Raw genomic sequence first — 14858 nt, forward strand, 5'->3', positions numbered from 1 at the left:
CGACGCAGACATTGCTTGCGCCAATGCTGCGCAGGCGCGCTCAGGTCAATGTCATTTGCGCGCAGGACGAACTCGCCGAACGCCAATTTCGATCCAGCACTCCTTAACGAAAACGGCACATATTAGCACTGCTGGAAGTACCATATCAGCGCATGCGCGGCCAACGGCCTCGAGACCCCTTTCCATCGGCTCAGGCTCGAGGCATCTCCGATCACTTTATCTGACGCCTTGGCTTCAAGCGTGTCTCCTACGAGTGCCGTGTTTTCGGGAACAACGGCCCTCCATGCTCAGGTTCTCGACTGATCCTGAATCAACTGGCCCCGCATGTGCGGGGCCTCTTTCTCACTTCCGGAAATGATCGCTAGTTCTGCGGCCTGTTCCTGAAGGCTTCCGCTTCCGCGTAGAACTTCTTTTCCCATTCCTTGTGGTTATCCAGCCCTTCTCGAATGAAGGGCGTGAACACGGCGACGTTCATCAGTGCCCAGTTGACGAGGCGCGCCGGGAATTTCAACGGCTTCACGAAATCGACAAACAGCACCACGCGAGTCTTGTCCGTGTGGTTCCAGGCTTCGTGTTCGTAGGCGTCGTCGAAGATCAGGACCTTACCTTCCTGCCAGTGGCAGATCTGGTCCTTGACCCGGATAGCGAGCTTGTCTGCTGGCTCCGGCACGATCATGCCGAGATGCAAGCGAAGCACACCATTGTAAGGGCCGCGGTGAGCCGGTAGATGTTTGCCGGGTTCGAAGATCGAGAACATGGCGGTTTTCAGTCCCGGTATCTTCTGCACCGCCTGCCAGGTTTGCGGGCAAGCCTTGATGTTCTGCTCCGACTTCAAGCCGAACCCGGCCAGGAAAAATGTCTTCCAGCCGTTATCGCTGGAGATCGACTTCACGTCAGTCGAGATATCCTGGAATGTCGGTAGCTCACTCTGTCGCAGGAGCACGCGGTCAAGCTCGGCGCGGATCTGCGGCCAGGCCTTTTCAACCTCGGCGGCCCAAGGGAAGGTCGCGTTATCATAGACCGGCGGATTACCGAGCTTTGCATATTTGAAGTTAAGCTTTTCCGCCCAGGCGACGATACCCATGAAGAAGCGGGTGATAGCGCTCGGCCGGCCCATCGGCTCGATGCCGACGGTACTGAAGGATTGGCCCTTCGCGGGAGAAGCTGGAGTTTCGGAAAGACCTGCGTGAGCGGTGCCGTCGGCCATGGGTTGTCCAATGCGTAGGATAAGCCGTGAAAAGTTCAAAAAGATATGGAGATGGCTCCATTTTTCACAAGCCCGCGCAGCGGTGGTCAAAATGTCGCGACGACATCTGCCGCGCCGTAGCGGGTCAAGTTCGTTAGCCAGATAAGTCCGGATACGGACAAAATCAATGGGATATGGATTTCGAGAAAAGGTTGACCACCAGCACGCCGGCAATGATCAACCCCAGGCCAAGGATGGCCGGCAGATCGAGCCGTTGCTTGAAATAGATGAGGCCGACCGCGGATATCAGCACGATGCCGAGCGCGCTCCAGATCGCGTAGGCGATACCGACGGGAATGATCCTCAATGTCATCGACAGGCAATAGAATGCAGCCGCGTAGCAGACAACCAGGACAATCGTCGGCCCGGCCCGGGTAAACTGCTGCGACAACTGCAGTGCCGTTGTGCCGATAACCTCGAGCACGATCGCAGCAAAGAGCAGGGCGTAGACTGCAGCGGGAGCCATGGCGCGATCCTACTTTACTTGTTGGTCAATTCGACAAGGCGGGCAATCAGCGCCTGGCGATCGCCGCCGTCGTCATAACTACCGAGCATGTCGGCAAGCCATAGGCCGTCGGCCGCGAACCGAACGATCTGCGCGTCGACGGACGAATCCGTACCCACGTATTCTTCGGTCCGCTCTTGTATCCACTCGCGCCAGCGCTGCCGAAGTCGCGGCTCGGCAAGCAGCGCGACGGTCACTTGCGCCCAGTGGGCAGCCTCGTCGGGGCTGTCCCTGAGATCAGCGACGGCATGCAGATAGGCCCGGCTGAAACGGCCATGCGGCACCGGGTCCTCGCGCATGCGCTCATTGATATCCACATCAAAACGATCGAGGAGGCTCTCGAAAAGCGCGTCAAGCAAGGCGTTCTTCGTCGGGAAGTGATGGAGCAGCCCACCTTTGCTCACACCCGAAGCACCAGAAACGGCATCCAGCGTCAGGGCGGCCATGCCGTCCTCCATCGTCAGTCGCGCAGCTACGTCCAGCAACTGCTGGCGTACGACGAGAGGCTGCTTACGGCGGTGATGAGCGAGTGACATGATTATAAAAGATACCGTCCAGACGGTTTTGTCAAGTAACTTGTGGTGCGATGACGAATTGCCGCGGACTATTTCTGGCGGTTGCAGTTCCCCTTTTCCCAAGGCATTAAAGAATTTTGAGGAACGGAACCGTGACGGAAAAAGTCATCACGCTTTACGAGGCAATCGGCGGCGACGCCGTCGTCCGTGCGCTGACGCACCGCTTCTACGAGCTCATGGATGCGTTGCCGGAGGCAAAACACGTTCGCGCGGTCCACCCGCCGGCGCTGGCAGGCAGCGAGGAGAAGTTCTACGAATACCTGACGGGGTATCTCGGCGGACCGCCACTCTATACCGAAAAGCGTGGGCATCCGCGCCTCAGAAGCCGGCACTTTGTTGCGAAGATCGGTCCTGTGGAGCGCGATGAATGGCTTCTCTGCTTCCGCCGCGCGCTTGAGGAAACCGTCGCCAACCCGAAGCTGCGCGAAATCGTCCTGCCGCCGATCGAGCGACTTGCCTATCACATGCAGAACAAGGAATAGAACAACCATGACGCTGAACACGCGCATCGCACCACTATTCTACCTATTCGCCGGTCTGTTCGGCTTTGCCGGCGTGGCACTGGCGGCTGCTGCGGCGCACGGTGGCGGCGAAGCGCATCTGGTTGCGTCGGCTTCGACAATGTGCCTGGCGCACGCCCCTGCCCTGCTCGCCCTTGCCATCGGGGCTGAAAGACTCCGCACTGCATGGCTCGCCGGCATACTAATAGGCGCGGGTACACTTCTCTTTGCGGGCGATCTCGTCGCGTTGCGCTATGCAGGTTCCGGATTGTTCCCAATGGCCGCGCCGACAGGCGGATTTGCCATGATGTTCGGCTGGCTAGCGATCGCGGCGGGCGCCTTTTTTCACCGAAGCTGATCGATCAGCTGACCGGTATGCGCCCCGCATCAGGTTGCCGTGAGGGTCATGGACATAGAAGTCTTCCATGCCGCGCGGAGGCGCTCAAGTGCCCGTCAGGCGCGCCGCTCGTCTTTCTTGAGCTCGGCATGGAGCGCGGCTCTCCGACCGCCGCACCAATAGACGGCCGTCGCCTCGCACGGCGCCCGCTCGCCAACGAGCCCGAAATGCAGCTCCATCTCGTTCGGCGAAACATCAGATAATCCGGAGACTGATAAATGATCCGGTCAAAGCCAAGCGCCTCGCGATAGAAGGCTAGCATTTCATCGAGACCAAGCGACGGCAACCGGCAAGACCTCCGCGCGATCCGGATCCAATTCGGCGGTTAGATGCCAGCCACCACATTGAAGCCTTCGAAAACCGGCGGTCCCTTGTACATCGACTTGCGCTCGCCGGCGCTGCGATGCGCAGCGCGGAAGTTCTCAGACTTCGTCCAGTTCACGAAGTCGTCTTCGCTCCGCCAGAGTGTATGCGAGGAAAACAGGGTGTAGTCTTCCTCGGCATTCGTCCTTCCACGCAGCAGGCGAAATTCGACAAAGCCGGGAACCTTGGAAAGGCTGGAATCGCGGTTGCGCCAAACATCCTCGAAATCCGATCGCAACCTTGAATCGGTTCATCGCAATATACATGGAGAATCCTTATCCCTTCCCTTTTGTGCCGGTCCGCACAGGCGCGAAGGCCACGACATTATTGCCGTTCGCAGCCTCCAGACCAAGTGGCTTCTCCGGCTCCTGCCCGGGCATTCTTGCCTCCCACAGCGGAAATTCGGACACGTTGGGATAGTCTCGGCGTCGCTCCGCGTTCCGCAAGAGCAGATCGTAGAGCTCCGGCACAAGGCCGTCGCCTCTTTGAGCGGCGAGCTTGTGCAGGCCGATCATCATGACCCCGTCAGGGCGTTCTTCATTCATCGGGAATTGTCTCGTTCGTTCATGGTCTGCAGCGCACGTTCCAGGCTGGACTTGCTGCCGTTCCGAAGCGGTATAAAGGCCTTGCCGAACTTCTTGCAGCCGGTCTTCACGCGCAGGCAGGCATCGTGGCTGATACAGTCGATCGGGCAAAAGACGCAGTCGACAGAGGGAAGCACGGTGTCGATGCGCGAGACCGCTTCGCGCAGACCGCCATCGTGGTGGATCAGCTCTGCTCCAAAGCTGCTTGCGATCTGACGAAGATGCGCCACCTGGCAGTCCCGTCCACCGACATACAGGAAGCTGCGTCCATCAAGTTTGGACCGCCCGGACGTTTCCTGAACCGTCTCGATATCAGCGCTGACGCGGATCTCGCGGTTGGAACCCTTCTTCGTCTTTCGAGCCATTGCCCACCCGTTCGCTCGTTGATCGTCACACGATTCCTGCGTGTGCCGGGGGACCTTATTAAACTTGATTTTAGAGTAAAGTATAAAGTTGATTATAACAGTCATATTTTATCAGCGACCCGTCACCTGGACGTCCTGGGTGAACGACCAGACCGGTTTGCCCCACTCTGCAGGGAGCGGAGGGAATGGCGCAGCGCGCCGGATACCCTCGACAACAGCTTGATCCAGCTCAGGAATCCCTGAGCTTCGCGCGATCGAAAGACCGCTCAAATCGCCGCTGGCGCCGATTGTCAGGCGAACGCGGACACTCATCGATGCGCTCATGCGCTTGTATTCCGACGGCACCCTGACCGAGCGCTTGATCCGGGACTGCACTTTGCCGGGATAATTGGCAACGGCCGCGCTCCCAGCACCGCCACTGCTGCCAGCGCCGCGCGAATTCTGGTTCGACGTTGCCGTCTCGGTCCCGTCGGCGGCCCCTCTCTTGGAATCCTGCTTGTTTTCACCGCCCGATCCAGCGGATGGTTTAGCCTTCTTCGGCGGTTCCTTCTTCTCGATCGGCTTTTTGACGGGCTTTTCCGCTTTCGGCTTGGCGTCAGGCGTCGACTTATCCGGCTCGGGAGCGATCGTCGCCGTTTCGACTGGTTGAACCGGCTTGACTTGTTCCGTCGCCGCTTGCGCAACCGGAGGCGTTTGCGCAGGAACTGCGGGCGCTACTTCAGTCGCCATCGGCTGCACGACGGATGTTTCAGCCGGCGACAGCGAGGTCAAAACTTCAGGCTCGGCGGCAACGGCACTCTCCGGCGAGACGCGGGTAACTTCTTGCACGGGCGCAACGGCCACCGGCTCGGTAGGCGCGGTCTCCGTCGGTGTAGCGGCGCTCGGCTGCACGGTCTGCGTCTGCACCGTCTCGGCCACGATCTGCTCGGGCTGCAGCTCTTCGGCCTTCTCGCCCGCCGCCGCCTGATCCGCATCCGAATCTCCAAGGATGATGACGCTCACCACCTCGCCCGCTTCTTCGACCGGATCGTGGGGTGTGACCACAAATCCAACGACGAGCATCGCAATGACCGCCACATGGCAAGCAAAGGAGCCCAGGCAAGCCACTATCACATTGCGTTGACGTGGCTCGGCGCCCGCTTCCTTTTCGGGGGTCGCATCCAGCGACGGTGCCGCCGCCGCGACGCTGTCGCTTGCGCTCTGCGGATCCTGCGGGAAGGATTCGATCAACGCCAGACGGGCGTAGTGAATGGAGACTTCGGCGGCTGGCTGGCGTGGCGCATTGCGAAGATCAGACAATTCATGCCCGGGATGCATTCCGGGCATGTTGTCGTTCATTCCGCTATCGGCGACCGGCTCCTCGACGAGAATAACTCTCGATTTGGATTTTGCTGAAACTGCCATTTGCGCCTGCCTCGGCCAGTTGAAACAGAAAATCGCCGGCTGTCATGCCGGCGAACCACTCAACCCTCGAAGGGAACGGAAACCTGTGAACGCGTGACGAGCCCCTTCATGCATTCACCCGAGGCCGGCCCATCGCAGATCAGCGCGTCGTTGATCAGCAGGCGCGTCACGGTCTCGCACTTGACGTTCGGCATATCGAACTGACGCACTCGCTTCTTTCCCTGTGGAAGGTCGCGGAAATCCAGTACGGTGACCCGGTCCACCGCATTCTTGTCGTTGAAGAAAGCAAGCTCGAAAGAGATTTTGCTGATCGGCACGGCGAGATTGTTGATTGCGACGAAGGTCATCATGCAGCCCTTCTGCGAGGGCGCTAGGCCATTCAACTCGACCTCGAGCCCCTTGGACGGCGATGCTGCGGCGGCATCCTGAGCAAGAACCTGCGAAGCACCCGCAACCATGATTAGACCGCTCGTCAAAAGCGCCGCAACCTTGCTCACCGCCATTCCTTCCATCAGTAGAACCTAAAACTTGACTTAAACTCCGCTATTGCGTCAATAAAAAATGATGACTATGAGAGTCAAGATAATAATGGATTTTCCCGGCGTTGCGCGCCGCGGATCAAGCGGAAATAACCGACCGGAAATGATGGTTGAGAAGCCAGATAGCTTTAGTCACGCGTCGCTGCAGCGCGAACCAACGGCAGAAATGCGCGTTTTGGAGAGTGCGGACATTTTTCGCGGAGCGACCGAGATCATGATCCGTCACGACGGCGTGGTCTACCGCATGAAAATCACCCGTCAGGGCAAACTCATTCTCAATAAGTAGGGCTAGGACATGACTGAAACCACGAAACCGGCTCCCGCCGACATTCGCGCATTCCGTGCAGAGAATCCGAAGATGCGCGAGCGTGACATCGCCGCTCAGCTTCAGATTCCGGAAGCCGCGTTAGTTGCAGCCGAGGTCGGCATCAGCGCGACCCGTATCGACGGCAGCGCCTTGAAGCTTCTGGAGAGGGTCGCTGAACTCGGCGAAGTCATGGCCCTTTCCCGTAACGAAAGCGCCGTTCACGAAAAGATCGGCGTTTACGAAAACATCACTGCCGGACCGCACGCCTCGATCGTGCTTGGAGAAAACATCGACCTGCGTATTTTCCCAACCCGCTGGGCGCATGCTTTCGCAGTCTCCAAGAAGGACGGCGACCAGGAACGCCTGAGCCTGCAGTACTTCGACAAGGCCGGCAACGCTATTCACAAAATCCATCTTCGCCCGAACTCTGATGTGAAGGCCTATCACGCCATCGTCCGCGATCTGAAGCTCGACGACCAGTCGCAGGAGTTCGTCGCTGATCCGACGTCCACCTCGATGGACGAGAGCGGCGAAGTCACTCGCGAGGAACTGCGGGGGCACTGGAGCAAGCTCACCGACACGCACGAATTCTTCGGCATGCTGCGCAAGCTGAAGATCGGCCGCCAGGCCGCCGTTCGCACCGTCGGCGACGATTATGCGTGGCAGCTCGACAACGCGGCGACGGCGGAGATGATGCACGCATCGGTCAAGGCTGGCCTGCCGGTCATGTGCTTTGTCGCCAACAATGGCATCGTCCAGATCCATTCCGGCCCGATCTTCAACGTGCAGCCGATGGGTCCGTGGATCAACATCTTCGACCCGACCTTCCATTTGCACCTCAGGCAGGATCACATCGCCGAGACATGGGCCGTGCGCAAGCCGACGAAGGACGGCCACGTGACCTCGCTCGAGGCCTACAATGCCGAGGGCGAAATGATCATCCAGTTCTTCGGCAAGCGCAAGGAAGGCGCTGACGAGCGCGACGATTGGCGCGCCATCATGGAAAACCTGCCGCGCGCAGGAACCAGCGTCGCGGCTTGAGCGGGAGATGACGATGCGTAAGGAACCGCAAAGCAAGCGGCTTCGGGCGATGGCGTTTTCGGTGGCGGCGATCGCGTTGTCGCTCGCTGCTGCGCCGAATGTGCTGGCCGCCGACAAGCTGGATACGAGCCGCCTCGTCTCCGTCGGCGGTGACGTCACCGAGATCATCTACGCGCTTGGTGAGCAGGACCGCCTGATCGCGCGCGACACGACCAGCATGTATCCCGAAGCGGCAACGAAGCTGCCCGATGTCGGCTATATGCGCGCGCTGTCGCCGGAAGGCATTCTTGCGATGAACCCGACGGCGATCATCGCCATCGAGGGATCCGGTCCTCCGGAAGCCCTGAACGTACTCAAGGGCGCGAGCGTCCCCTTCGAGACCGTGCCCAATGCCTATACCCGCGAAGGCATCCTCGCCAAGATCGACCGGGTCGGCAATCTGCTCGGTCAGTCCGACAAGGCAAAAGCGCTGGAGGACAAGGTCGGTGCGGATCTCGACGCGGCAATCGCCGACGCCGCCAAGCGGCCCGAAAGCGAGCGCAAGCGCATCCTCTTCATTTTGAGCATGCAGGGCGGCAAGATCATGGCCTCTGGCACCGGCACCGCTGCTGATGGCATCATCAAGCTGTCCGGTTCGGTCAACGCCGTGGGCAACTTTCCCGGCTATAAGCCCCTCACTGATGAGGCGATCGTCGAAGCCAAGCCTGATGTCATCCTGATGATGAACCGCGGCGATGGATCCGGAACCACGAACGAAGACCTCCTCAAGCAGCCGGCACTGGCCCTGACGCCCGCCGCGCAGAAAAAGGCGATCATTCGTATGGATGGTCTGCATCTCCTCGGCTTCGGCCCCCGCACCGCGAGCGCCGTTCGCGAATTGAACGCGGCGATCTACGGGAGCTGATGATGGCTCTCTTGGACTCCATGGGACAAAAGCGCGCCATGTTTTCGCTGGCAGGTCTCCGGGAACTTCACAGGGCGGGCGACCGCAGTCGCCTTGCTCTGTTGGCGATCCTTCTGCTTGGGGCTGGCTCCCTCCTGTCGCTGTTGTTTTCAGTAACGACAGGCGCCTCCAACGCCTCGTTTGTCGATGTCATTGCAAACATCGCCGGCTCCGACGAAGCGCTGAACGCGCGTGACAGGATCATCATCTTTGATATCCGCATGCCCCGCGCCATCCTGGGTTTCCTCGTCGGTGGCTCGCTGGCCGTCTCGGGCGCCATCATGCAGGGCCTGTTCCGCAATCCGCTTGCGGACCCCGGGCTGGTCGGCGTCTCCTCTGGGGCAAGTCTCGGAGCAGTCGTTATCATCGTGCTCGCCAGCACCTTTGCAGCTCCGCTCTACACGCTACTCGGCATCTACGCGTTGCCGATCGCGGCCTTCGGTGGCGGCCTTGCCAGCACGTGGTTGCTGTACCGGATTGCAACCGGCAACGGCCAGACCTCGGTCGCCACGATGCTGCTTGCCGGTATCGCGCTCGGCTCGCTTGCCGGTGCGCTTACCGGCCTGCTGATCTACATGGCCAACGATCAGCAACTGCGCGACCTCACCTTCTGGGGCATGGGCTCGCTTGCCGGAGCGACATGGGCAAAGATTGCCGCAGCTGGCCCGATCATTCTTCTTTCCTTCGCCGCGATACCCTTCATGGCGCGTGGCCTGAATGCCATCACGCTCGGCGAAGCCACGGCCTTTCACATGGGTGTGCCTGTTCAGCGACTGAAGAACATCGCGATCGTCACCGTTGCCGCCGCAACGGGTGCTTCGGTCGCCGTCAGCGGCGGTATCGGTTTCGTCGGCATCGTCGTTCCGCATGTACTGCGCATGTCGATCGGCCCCGATCACCGCTTTCTGCTACCGGCCTCGGCGCTGCTCGGCGGCTCGCTGCTGATTTTCGCCGATGTCCTTGCCAGAACCATCGTTGCGCCCGCCGAGCTGCCGATCGGCATCATTACCGCAGCTGTCGGTGGCCCGTTCTTCCTTTGGATCCTGTTGCGGCATCGCGCACGCCTTGCCCTTTGAGTGTTGAGCAATGATTGAAGTATCCGGCGTTTCCGTGCGCCTTTCCGGCAAGACCATTGTTAGTCAGGTCGGGTTCACTGCGGAAGCGGGTCAATTGACCGCGATTGCCGGCCCGAACGGTTCGGGCAAGACGACGACGATGAAAGCGGTCTCGGGTGAACTTCCTTACTCCGGCTCCATTGCTTTCAATGGGCAGGAAGTCAACCGGCTGCAGCCGTGGCAGCTGGCGACAATGCGGGGCGTGCTGCCGCAGGCAAGCTCGATCTCCTTTCCGTTCACTGTACGCGAAGTGGTCCGGATGGGCTTGACCGCCGGTGTCAATCGCAATCCGGAGAAGGCCGAGCAGACTGCTGCCAATGCGCTGGCCTCCGTCGATCTCGAGGGTTTCGAAGGCCGCTTCTACCAGGAGCTTTCGGGTGGGGAGCAGCAGCGTGTTCAACTCGCCCGCGTTCTCTGCCAGATCGCCGATCCGGTCATCGACGGCACCCCCTGCTGGCTTCTGCTTGACGAGCCGGTATCCAGCCTCGATATCAGCCACCAGCTGACCATCATGACGCTGGCGCGCAAATTCTGCGAGGCCGGTGGCGGCGTCATCGCCGTCATGCACGACCTCAACCTGACCGCGCTTTTTGCCGACCGGATCATCCTGATGAAATCCGGACAAGTAGCTGCCAGCGGCAGCGTCCGCGATGTCTTGACGGACGAGACGATGGAATCCGTCTTTGGTTGCGCGTTGCGGATCAATCAGGTTCCGGCGGATGGCACACCTTTTGTGCTTGCTCATAGTGCGATCCAGGCCTGACACAATCCAGCGTAGCGGAACTTTTTGCTAGGCGACGACGTTAAGCAATTGACGATGTGGGTCATTGCCGGGCGACAATCTTCATGCAAACGTCGGCGGCGGCCCTGTGTTGAACCAGGCCGCGCCAGAGCGCGCCTTACCGATGGAGAAAATCGTGGCCTCTTCGCTCCTCCACCCCATTCGCAGCCGGCGTAATGGCGGCACGCTTCACAACATCGAATCCACCATCGAAGAGCAGATCGAGTCTCTTCGCGAGGAGATCGCAGCGCTGACGAAGATTGCCGGAAAGCAGTCTCGCAAGTCGAGCGATCGCATTCGCTATCAGGCGGCGGCAGGTTATGACGATCTCGTCGCCCGCAGCGAAGACCTGATCCACGAATTGCAGGAAGGCTACCTTCGTGGCGCGCATGAAATGCGCAACACGGTACGCAAGCATCCTCTCGCCACCGTCGGCGCAGCGGCAGCCTTTGGGCTGGTCCTCGCGCTCCTTGCCCGCCGTTAAGGAGGCTCGATGCTCTTCCCGATTCTCAGCCTGCTGGTAGGCACGAGTGTTCACCGGACCGTTGCGCGGACCAAGCGCAACGGTATTTTCGTGGCGATTGCCGCCGTGCTTTTGTTGACCGCCTACACGCTCGCGGTCGTTGCTGGCGCGATATGGCTATCGGGAATTTATGGACCGATCGGCGCAGCCCTGTTCCTGGCCGCCGCAGCACTGCTGATCGCGATCGTAGTCCTCGTCATCATGATGGTGATCAACGCGCAGGAAGCCCGCCGCGCGCAGGAACGCAAGCAGGCACTGGAATCACTCGCCGCAGTCGGCATTGGTCTCGTCCGCGCGCAACCCTTGTTGACCGCCGGAGTGCTCGCAGCAATCGTGGCAGCCAACCTCATGGGTTCCAAGCGGGACGATTGACGGCCCGCATTGCTGCAATCAACTCTCACGAAAAAGGCCGGCGCCCCGAGGCAGCCGGCCTTTGATCGCTGAGATGTGCAGAATTCAGAAAGCGAAAGCCTTGGAGGTCAGCGGCGACGACGTCGCATCCGGTCCGAAATCGGCCTCGCCGGAAATCTGAAGAAGCTCCTGGAGGCGCTGACGGGCGCGGTTAACGCGGCTCTTGATCGTGCCGACGGCGCACCCGCAGATTTCCGCGGCTTCCTCGTAGGAGAAGCCCGAAGCCCCAACGAGGATAATCGCTTCACGCTGATCGGGGGGCAATTGGTCGAGTGCCTTCTTGAAATCCTGAAGGTCGAGCGCACCGTACTGCGACGGGTGCATCGCCATCGACTCGGTGAACAAGCCGTCACTATCCTGGATTTCGCGGCCGCTCTTGCGCATCTGACTGTAAAGCTCGTTGCGCAAAATCGTAAATAGCCAGGCTTTCATGTTCGTACCCATCTCGAAATGGTCCTGCTTTGCCCAGGCCTTCATGATGGTGTCCTGAACAAGGTCATCGGCCCGATCGTGGCGGCCGATCAGCGAGATGGCAAAGGCTCGGAGGCTGGGAAGAGACGCGAGAAGTTCGCGTTTGAAGCTCGGTTGCTGCTTTTCCATGGAGCCACCTACTTCGCGGCTTTGGCCGAAGCGACAAGTTCGGCTTGATCCAGCTTCTCGAGCAGGTCGAGAAAGCGGTCCGGAATAGCCTCTTCCTGCACGGCAGCATAAAGCGATCGCAACTTCACCCCGATCTGGCTGTTGGGGTCCAGTATATCGCTTGCGCGCATTTCCAGCCGCTGCCGATCTTTTTCATTCTTCCGTGTCGTCATCAATCGTCACTTTACTTCTGTTATTCGCCCGTCCTGCCGCCCGCCTCAAGTTCGTCTTAACTAATTCAGCCGCTTGGGCCGACTGATTGGCGAACACCCCGTCAGGTGCCATGGAACAAATGCGATGAGCCCTCTGTTGTAGGCACCATAATGCTGCCAGGGAAAAAAAGTTCCTACTTCTCAGGAACATTTTTACAGTCCGTGACGTTTTAATCGCCATTGAGGGCCGCTCGGGCCTCTAGTGGGAGCTATAAATGACACTTTCGACTCGAATCGCGCCGCACCTTCCTTACCTGCGTCGTTATTCCCGCGCGCTTACCGGAACGCAGACCTCAGGCGACGCCTACGTCGCTGCCGTGCTTGAGGCGATCATCACCGACATATCCATTTTCCCGGATACTGCGGATGACCGCGTCGCATTGTACAAACTTTTCACCACGCTCTTTGGTTCCGTCACGGTCCAGATTCCGGAACCGACGTCGCCTTACGCGTGGGAGCAGCGCGCAACGCTGAACCTCGCCAAGGTTTCGCCGCGCGCCCGTCAGGCCTTTATCCTGGCCTCTGTTGAAAACTTTCGCGTCGGAGAGATCGCCGAGATCTTGGGCGTAGAAGAAGATGAAGTGGTCGGCCTGCTCGACAGCGCATCACGCGAAATCTCTCGCCAGGTTGCGACCGATGTCATGATCATCGAGGACGAGCCGCTAATCGCGATGGACATCGAACAGATGGTAGAAAGCCTGGGCCACCGCGTCACCGGCATCGCGCGTACCCACGCCGAAGCAGTTGCGCTTTACAATAGGACCCGGCCGGGCATGGTTCTTGCGGACATCCAGCTTGCCGACGGCAGTTCCGGCATCGATGCGGTCAACGACATCCTCAAGACCGCGAGCGTGCCGGTGATCTTCATCACCGCCTTTCCGGAGCGATTGCTGACCGGCGAACGACCGGAGCCGACATTCCTGGTCACGAAGCCGTTCAATCCTGACATGGTCAAGGCCTTGATCAGTCAGGCGCTCTTCTTCAACGAATCCACCAAGGCCGCTGCCTGAGGAAATGGCGCCTTAGAGGAACAAAAGGAAACGGGGATGCGTTTCGGGTGAATCCGAGACGCTCTTCCGCCTTAAGGTTTTGTTTCAGCGCTTTACTCTAGGATGAGCTTCCCTATCGAAGGGCATCTTTCTCAGGGGCGACTGAGAGAAGATCAACATGGGAAAGGCGACTAGGTGAATACGAATGAACCAGTGCCCGGCATGCCCTTCGCGCTGGAAGAAAAAGCAGTATTGCTGCAGCGAGCCCTCGCCAGTGCAGGGATCTGCGTAATCTACCAGGATCCTCGCCTATCGATCACCTATGCCGATAACCTCCCTCCGCATTTCCAGTCACTGGCGATACCAGGCGGAACCGACGCCGATCTTTTCGGCGAGCTGCAGGGAGCCAATCTGGCGAAACTGAAGCAGCAGGTATTCGAAACCGGAAGACCTGCTACGACCGAGGTCGACATTTCGATCGACGGTGAAATGCGCACCTACGAGTTGAAAATCGAACGCGCCGGTGGCGATCAACCGGTCGGAATCCTTTCCGTCATCTCAGAGGTAACGGAAACGCGGCATCGCGAGAAAGTGCTGAAGTCCCTTCTTCGCGAACTCTCCCACCGCTCAAAGAACCTTCTCGCAATTATCCAGGGCATTGCCACCCAAACAGCCCGCAACACCATATCACTGGATAGCTTTCTGATGAAATTCCGGGGCCGGCTGCAATCGCTGTCGAATTCTCAGGACCTGATTACCGACTCCAGCTGGCGTGGTGCCTTCCTCTTCGAACTGGCTGAAAAGCAGTTCGCACCGTACTGGCCGGAGACCGCGGGACCGCTGCCGATTTCCGGGATAAACGTCCACCTCACTCCCAATGCCGCCGTGCACGTCGGCCTGGCGCTCCACGAATTGATCGTCAACTCGGCCTCCTACGGAGCAATCGCCGGCAGCAAGCCTGCCGTCACTCTGACGTGCCGCGAAGTGGCCTCGACCGGACGAAGGGCCATCGAGATTTCATGGACGGAGACGCTGTGCGATCCCGCCGAGATTCATGAATTCAGCGAGAACAGCTTCGGTAAAACGGTGCTGGAGCGTGTCGTACCCTCCTCTGTCAACGGCAAGGCCGAGCTGACGCTGGTACCGGGACGGATCGAATATAACCTGACAATCCCCGACGCCGAATTCGAAATTCTTAGGCGCCCCCCTCAAAAAGCCGCCATGCGCTAAACGAAGAACAGCCAGTGCGAGGGCGGCGCACCGGCTGTTCTTTCACTCACCGGGAGGGGACCGTGAGTACGTCCAAACGATGGGTTGGGGGCGCGCATGTTGGGTCGATGCGGTCATCGTTTGGATATCGCAGTAACGAGCAGGTATCCAAATGGTTCCCGGCGCTTCTCAGAAAAATATCGATTTCTT

20 protein-coding genes and 1 pseudogene are annotated in these 14858 nt (G+C 59.5%); 11 read left to right on the forward strand and 10 right to left on the reverse strand.

Annotated elements, in window-relative coordinates:
- Positions 1–361: 361 nt before the first annotated feature.
- From olsC to RGCCGE502_RS14215, 3 genes are all read right to left on the reverse strand, one after another.
- Complete coding sequence (gene olsC, locus RGCCGE502_RS14205; protein WP_016554865.1) at positions 362–1207, reverse strand: ornithine lipid ester-linked acyl 2-hydroxylase OlsC; 846 nt, start codon at positions 1205–1207, stop codon at positions 362–364.
- Between the two features lie 163 nt (positions 1208–1370).
- The gene (locus RGCCGE502_RS14210) at positions 1371–1712 is read right to left on the reverse strand and encodes an SMR family transporter (RefSeq protein ID WP_016554866.1); all 342 of its coding nucleotides are present in this window, start codon (positions 1710–1712) and stop codon (positions 1371–1373) included.
- Between the two features lie 14 nt (positions 1713–1726).
- The gene (locus RGCCGE502_RS14215) at positions 1727–2287 is read right to left on the reverse strand and encodes a TetR/AcrR family transcriptional regulator (RefSeq protein ID WP_040674620.1); all 561 of its coding nucleotides are present in this window, start codon (positions 2285–2287) and stop codon (positions 1727–1729) included.
- Positions 2288–2418: 131 nt separating this feature from the next.
- Between RGCCGE502_RS14215 and RGCCGE502_RS14220 the strand changes: the two genes are divergently transcribed.
- Positions 2419–2808 carry a group II truncated hemoglobin gene (locus tag RGCCGE502_RS14220; protein WP_016554868.1) on the forward strand — a complete coding sequence of 130 codons (390 nt, stop codon included), beginning with the start codon at positions 2419–2421 and terminating at the stop codon, positions 2806–2808.
- A gap of 7 nt (positions 2809–2815) precedes the next feature.
- Complete coding sequence (locus RGCCGE502_RS14225; RefSeq protein ID WP_016554869.1) at positions 2816–3184, forward strand: DUF423 domain-containing protein; 369 nt, start codon at positions 2816–2818, stop codon at positions 3182–3184.
- Positions 3185–3548: 364 nt separating this feature from the next.
- Here the strand turns inward: RGCCGE502_RS14225 and hmuQ are convergent.
- The 5 genes and pseudogenes from hmuQ to RGCCGE502_RS14255 all read right to left on the reverse strand — a co-directional run bounded on the left by hmuQ (position 3549) and on the right by RGCCGE502_RS14255 (position 6397).
- Positions 3549–3852: pseudogene (hmuQ, locus tag RGCCGE502_RS14235) on the reverse strand (heme-degrading protein HmuQ).
- Positions 3853–3861: 9 nt separating this feature from the next.
- Positions 3862–4131, reverse strand: coding sequence for a hypothetical protein (locus RGCCGE502_RS14240; RefSeq protein WP_016554871.1), 270 nt, complete (start codon positions 4129–4131; stop codon positions 3862–3864).
- Positions 4128–4535 carry a DUF2325 domain-containing protein gene (locus RGCCGE502_RS14245; RefSeq protein WP_016554872.1) on the reverse strand — a complete coding sequence of 136 codons (408 nt, stop codon included), beginning with the start codon at positions 4533–4535 and terminating at the stop codon, positions 4128–4130. The genes RGCCGE502_RS14240 and RGCCGE502_RS14245 overlap by 4 nt, the downstream gene beginning before the upstream one ends.
- Positions 4536–4646: 111 nt before the next feature.
- The gene (locus RGCCGE502_RS14250) at positions 4647–5939 is read right to left on the reverse strand and encodes an energy transducer TonB family protein (protein ID WP_016554873.1); all 1293 of its coding nucleotides are present in this window, start codon (positions 5937–5939) and stop codon (positions 4647–4649) included.
- Positions 5940–5998: 59 nt separating this feature from the next.
- Positions 5999–6397: a hypothetical protein gene (locus RGCCGE502_RS14255; protein ID WP_439332341.1), complete on the reverse strand. Its 399-nt coding sequence runs from the start codon at positions 6395–6397 to the stop codon at positions 5999–6001.
- Positions 6398–6581: 184 nt separating this feature from the next.
- On the opposite strand from RGCCGE502_RS14255, the gene hemP reads away from it, so the two are divergent.
- From hemP to RGCCGE502_RS14290, 7 genes are all read left to right on the forward strand, one after another.
- Positions 6582–6764: a hemin uptake protein HemP gene (gene hemP, locus RGCCGE502_RS14260; protein WP_040674651.1), complete on the forward strand. Its 183-nt coding sequence runs from the start codon at positions 6582–6584 to the stop codon at positions 6762–6764.
- Between the two features lie 9 nt (positions 6765–6773).
- Positions 6774–7826 carry a hemin-degrading factor gene (locus RGCCGE502_RS14265; RefSeq protein ID WP_016554876.1) on the forward strand — a complete coding sequence of 351 codons (1053 nt, stop codon included), beginning with the start codon at positions 6774–6776 and terminating at the stop codon, positions 7824–7826.
- A 7-nt stretch (positions 7827–7833) separates the two neighbouring features.
- On the forward strand, positions 7834–8730 hold the full coding sequence (locus RGCCGE502_RS14270) for a heme/hemin ABC transporter substrate-binding protein (RefSeq protein WP_040674623.1): 897 nt from the start codon (positions 7834–7836) through the stop codon (positions 8728–8730).
- 2 nt (positions 8731–8732) lie between these two features.
- A complete protein-coding gene (locus RGCCGE502_RS14275) occupies positions 8733–9845 on the forward strand; it encodes a FecCD family ABC transporter permease (protein ID WP_016554878.1) in 1113 nt (370 codons plus the stop codon).
- A 10-nt stretch (positions 9846–9855) separates the two neighbouring features.
- On the forward strand, positions 9856–10647 hold the full coding sequence (locus RGCCGE502_RS14280; RefSeq protein WP_016554879.1) for a heme ABC transporter ATP-binding protein: 792 nt from the start codon (positions 9856–9858) through the stop codon (positions 10645–10647).
- Between the two features lie 142 nt (positions 10648–10789).
- Positions 10790–11149, forward strand: a complete 360-nt coding sequence (locus RGCCGE502_RS14285; protein WP_176705701.1) for an ElaB/YgaM/YqjD family protein — start codon at positions 10790–10792, stop codon at positions 11147–11149.
- Between the two features lie 9 nt (positions 11150–11158).
- A complete protein-coding gene (locus tag RGCCGE502_RS14290; RefSeq protein ID WP_016554881.1) occupies positions 11159–11560 on the forward strand; it encodes a hypothetical protein in 402 nt (133 codons plus the stop codon).
- Between the two features lie 84 nt (positions 11561–11644).
- On the opposite strand, the gene RGCCGE502_RS14295 is transcribed toward RGCCGE502_RS14290, so the two are convergent.
- Together RGCCGE502_RS14295 and RGCCGE502_RS14300 are read right to left on the reverse strand one after the other, a co-directional pair.
- Entirely contained in the window at positions 11645–12199 is a 555-nt protein-coding gene (locus tag RGCCGE502_RS14295) for an RNA polymerase sigma factor (protein WP_016554882.1), read from the reverse strand.
- Between the two features lie 8 nt (positions 12200–12207).
- Complete coding sequence (locus RGCCGE502_RS14300) at positions 12208–12369, reverse strand: NepR family anti-sigma factor (protein ID WP_246719852.1); 162 nt, start codon at positions 12367–12369, stop codon at positions 12208–12210.
- A gap of 296 nt (positions 12370–12665) precedes the next feature.
- Between RGCCGE502_RS14300 and RGCCGE502_RS14305 the strand changes: the two genes are divergently transcribed.
- On the forward strand, positions 12666–13460 hold the full coding sequence (locus tag RGCCGE502_RS14305) for a response regulator (RefSeq protein ID WP_016554884.1): 795 nt from the start codon (positions 12666–12668) through the stop codon (positions 13458–13460).
- Between the two features lie 201 nt (positions 13461–13661).
- Positions 13662–14669, forward strand: a complete 1008-nt coding sequence (locus tag RGCCGE502_RS14310) for a sensor histidine kinase (RefSeq protein ID WP_016554885.1) — start codon at positions 13662–13664, stop codon at positions 14667–14669.
- Positions 14670–14858: the final 189 nt, after the last annotated feature.

This window comes from Rhizobium grahamii CCGE 502 (genome assembly GCF_000298315.2).
In the GTDB taxonomy this organism is placed as follows: Bacteria; Pseudomonadota; Alphaproteobacteria; order Rhizobiales; family Rhizobiaceae; genus Rhizobium; species Rhizobium grahamii.

Excerpts from the sequence above, each read along its gene's own strand:
- olsC (WP_016554865.1), bottom strand. The coding sequence starts at position 1,207 with ATGGCCGACGGCACCGCTCACGCAGGTCTTTCCGAAACTCCAGCTTCT.
- RGCCGE502_RS14210 (WP_016554866.1), bottom strand. The coding sequence starts at position 1,712 with ATGGCTCCCGCTGCAGTCTACGCCCTGCTCTTTGCTGCGATCGTGCTC.
- RGCCGE502_RS14215 (WP_040674620.1), bottom strand. The coding sequence starts at position 2,287 with ATGTCACTCGCTCATCACCGCCGTAAGCAGCCTCTCGTCGTACGCCAG.
- RGCCGE502_RS14225 (WP_016554869.1), top strand. The coding sequence starts at position 2,816 with ATGACGCTGAACACGCGCATCGCACCACTATTCTACCTATTCGCCGGT.
- RGCCGE502_RS14240 (WP_016554871.1), bottom strand. The coding sequence starts at position 4,131 with ATGAATGAAGAACGCCCTGACGGGGTCATGATGATCGGCCTGCACAAG.
- RGCCGE502_RS14245 (WP_016554872.1), bottom strand. The coding sequence starts at position 4,535 with ATGGCTCGAAAGACGAAGAAGGGTTCCAACCGCGAGATCCGCGTCAGC.
- RGCCGE502_RS14250 (WP_016554873.1), bottom strand. The coding sequence starts at position 5,939 with ATGGCAGTTTCAGCAAAATCCAAATCGAGAGTTATTCTCGTCGAGGAG.
- RGCCGE502_RS14255 (WP_439332341.1), bottom strand. The coding sequence starts at position 6,397 with ATGGTTGCGGGTGCTTCGCAGGTTCTTGCTCAGGATGCCGCCGCAGCA.
- hemP (WP_040674651.1), top strand. The coding sequence starts at position 6,582 with ATGATGGTTGAGAAGCCAGATAGCTTTAGTCACGCGTCGCTGCAGCGC.
- RGCCGE502_RS14265 (WP_016554876.1), top strand. The coding sequence starts at position 6,774 with ATGACTGAAACCACGAAACCGGCTCCCGCCGACATTCGCGCATTCCGT.
- RGCCGE502_RS14270 (WP_040674623.1), top strand. The coding sequence starts at position 7,834 with ATGACGATGCGTAAGGAACCGCAAAGCAAGCGGCTTCGGGCGATGGCG.
- RGCCGE502_RS14275 (WP_016554878.1), top strand. The coding sequence starts at position 8,733 with ATGGCTCTCTTGGACTCCATGGGACAAAAGCGCGCCATGTTTTCGCTG.
- RGCCGE502_RS14280 (WP_016554879.1), top strand. The coding sequence starts at position 9,856 with ATGATTGAAGTATCCGGCGTTTCCGTGCGCCTTTCCGGCAAGACCATT.
- RGCCGE502_RS14285 (WP_176705701.1), top strand. The coding sequence starts at position 10,790 with ATGGAGAAAATCGTGGCCTCTTCGCTCCTCCACCCCATTCGCAGCCGG.
- RGCCGE502_RS14290 (WP_016554881.1), top strand. The coding sequence starts at position 11,159 with ATGCTCTTCCCGATTCTCAGCCTGCTGGTAGGCACGAGTGTTCACCGG.
- RGCCGE502_RS14295 (WP_016554882.1), bottom strand. The coding sequence starts at position 12,199 with ATGGAAAAGCAGCAACCGAGCTTCAAACGCGAACTTCTCGCGTCTCTT.
- RGCCGE502_RS14300 (WP_246719852.1), bottom strand. The coding sequence starts at position 12,369 with ATGCGCGCAAGCGATATACTGGACCCCAACAGCCAGATCGGGGTGAAG.
- RGCCGE502_RS14305 (WP_016554884.1), top strand. The coding sequence starts at position 12,666 with ATGACACTTTCGACTCGAATCGCGCCGCACCTTCCTTACCTGCGTCGT.
- RGCCGE502_RS14310 (WP_016554885.1), top strand. The coding sequence starts at position 13,662 with ATGCCCTTCGCGCTGGAAGAAAAAGCAGTATTGCTGCAGCGAGCCCTC.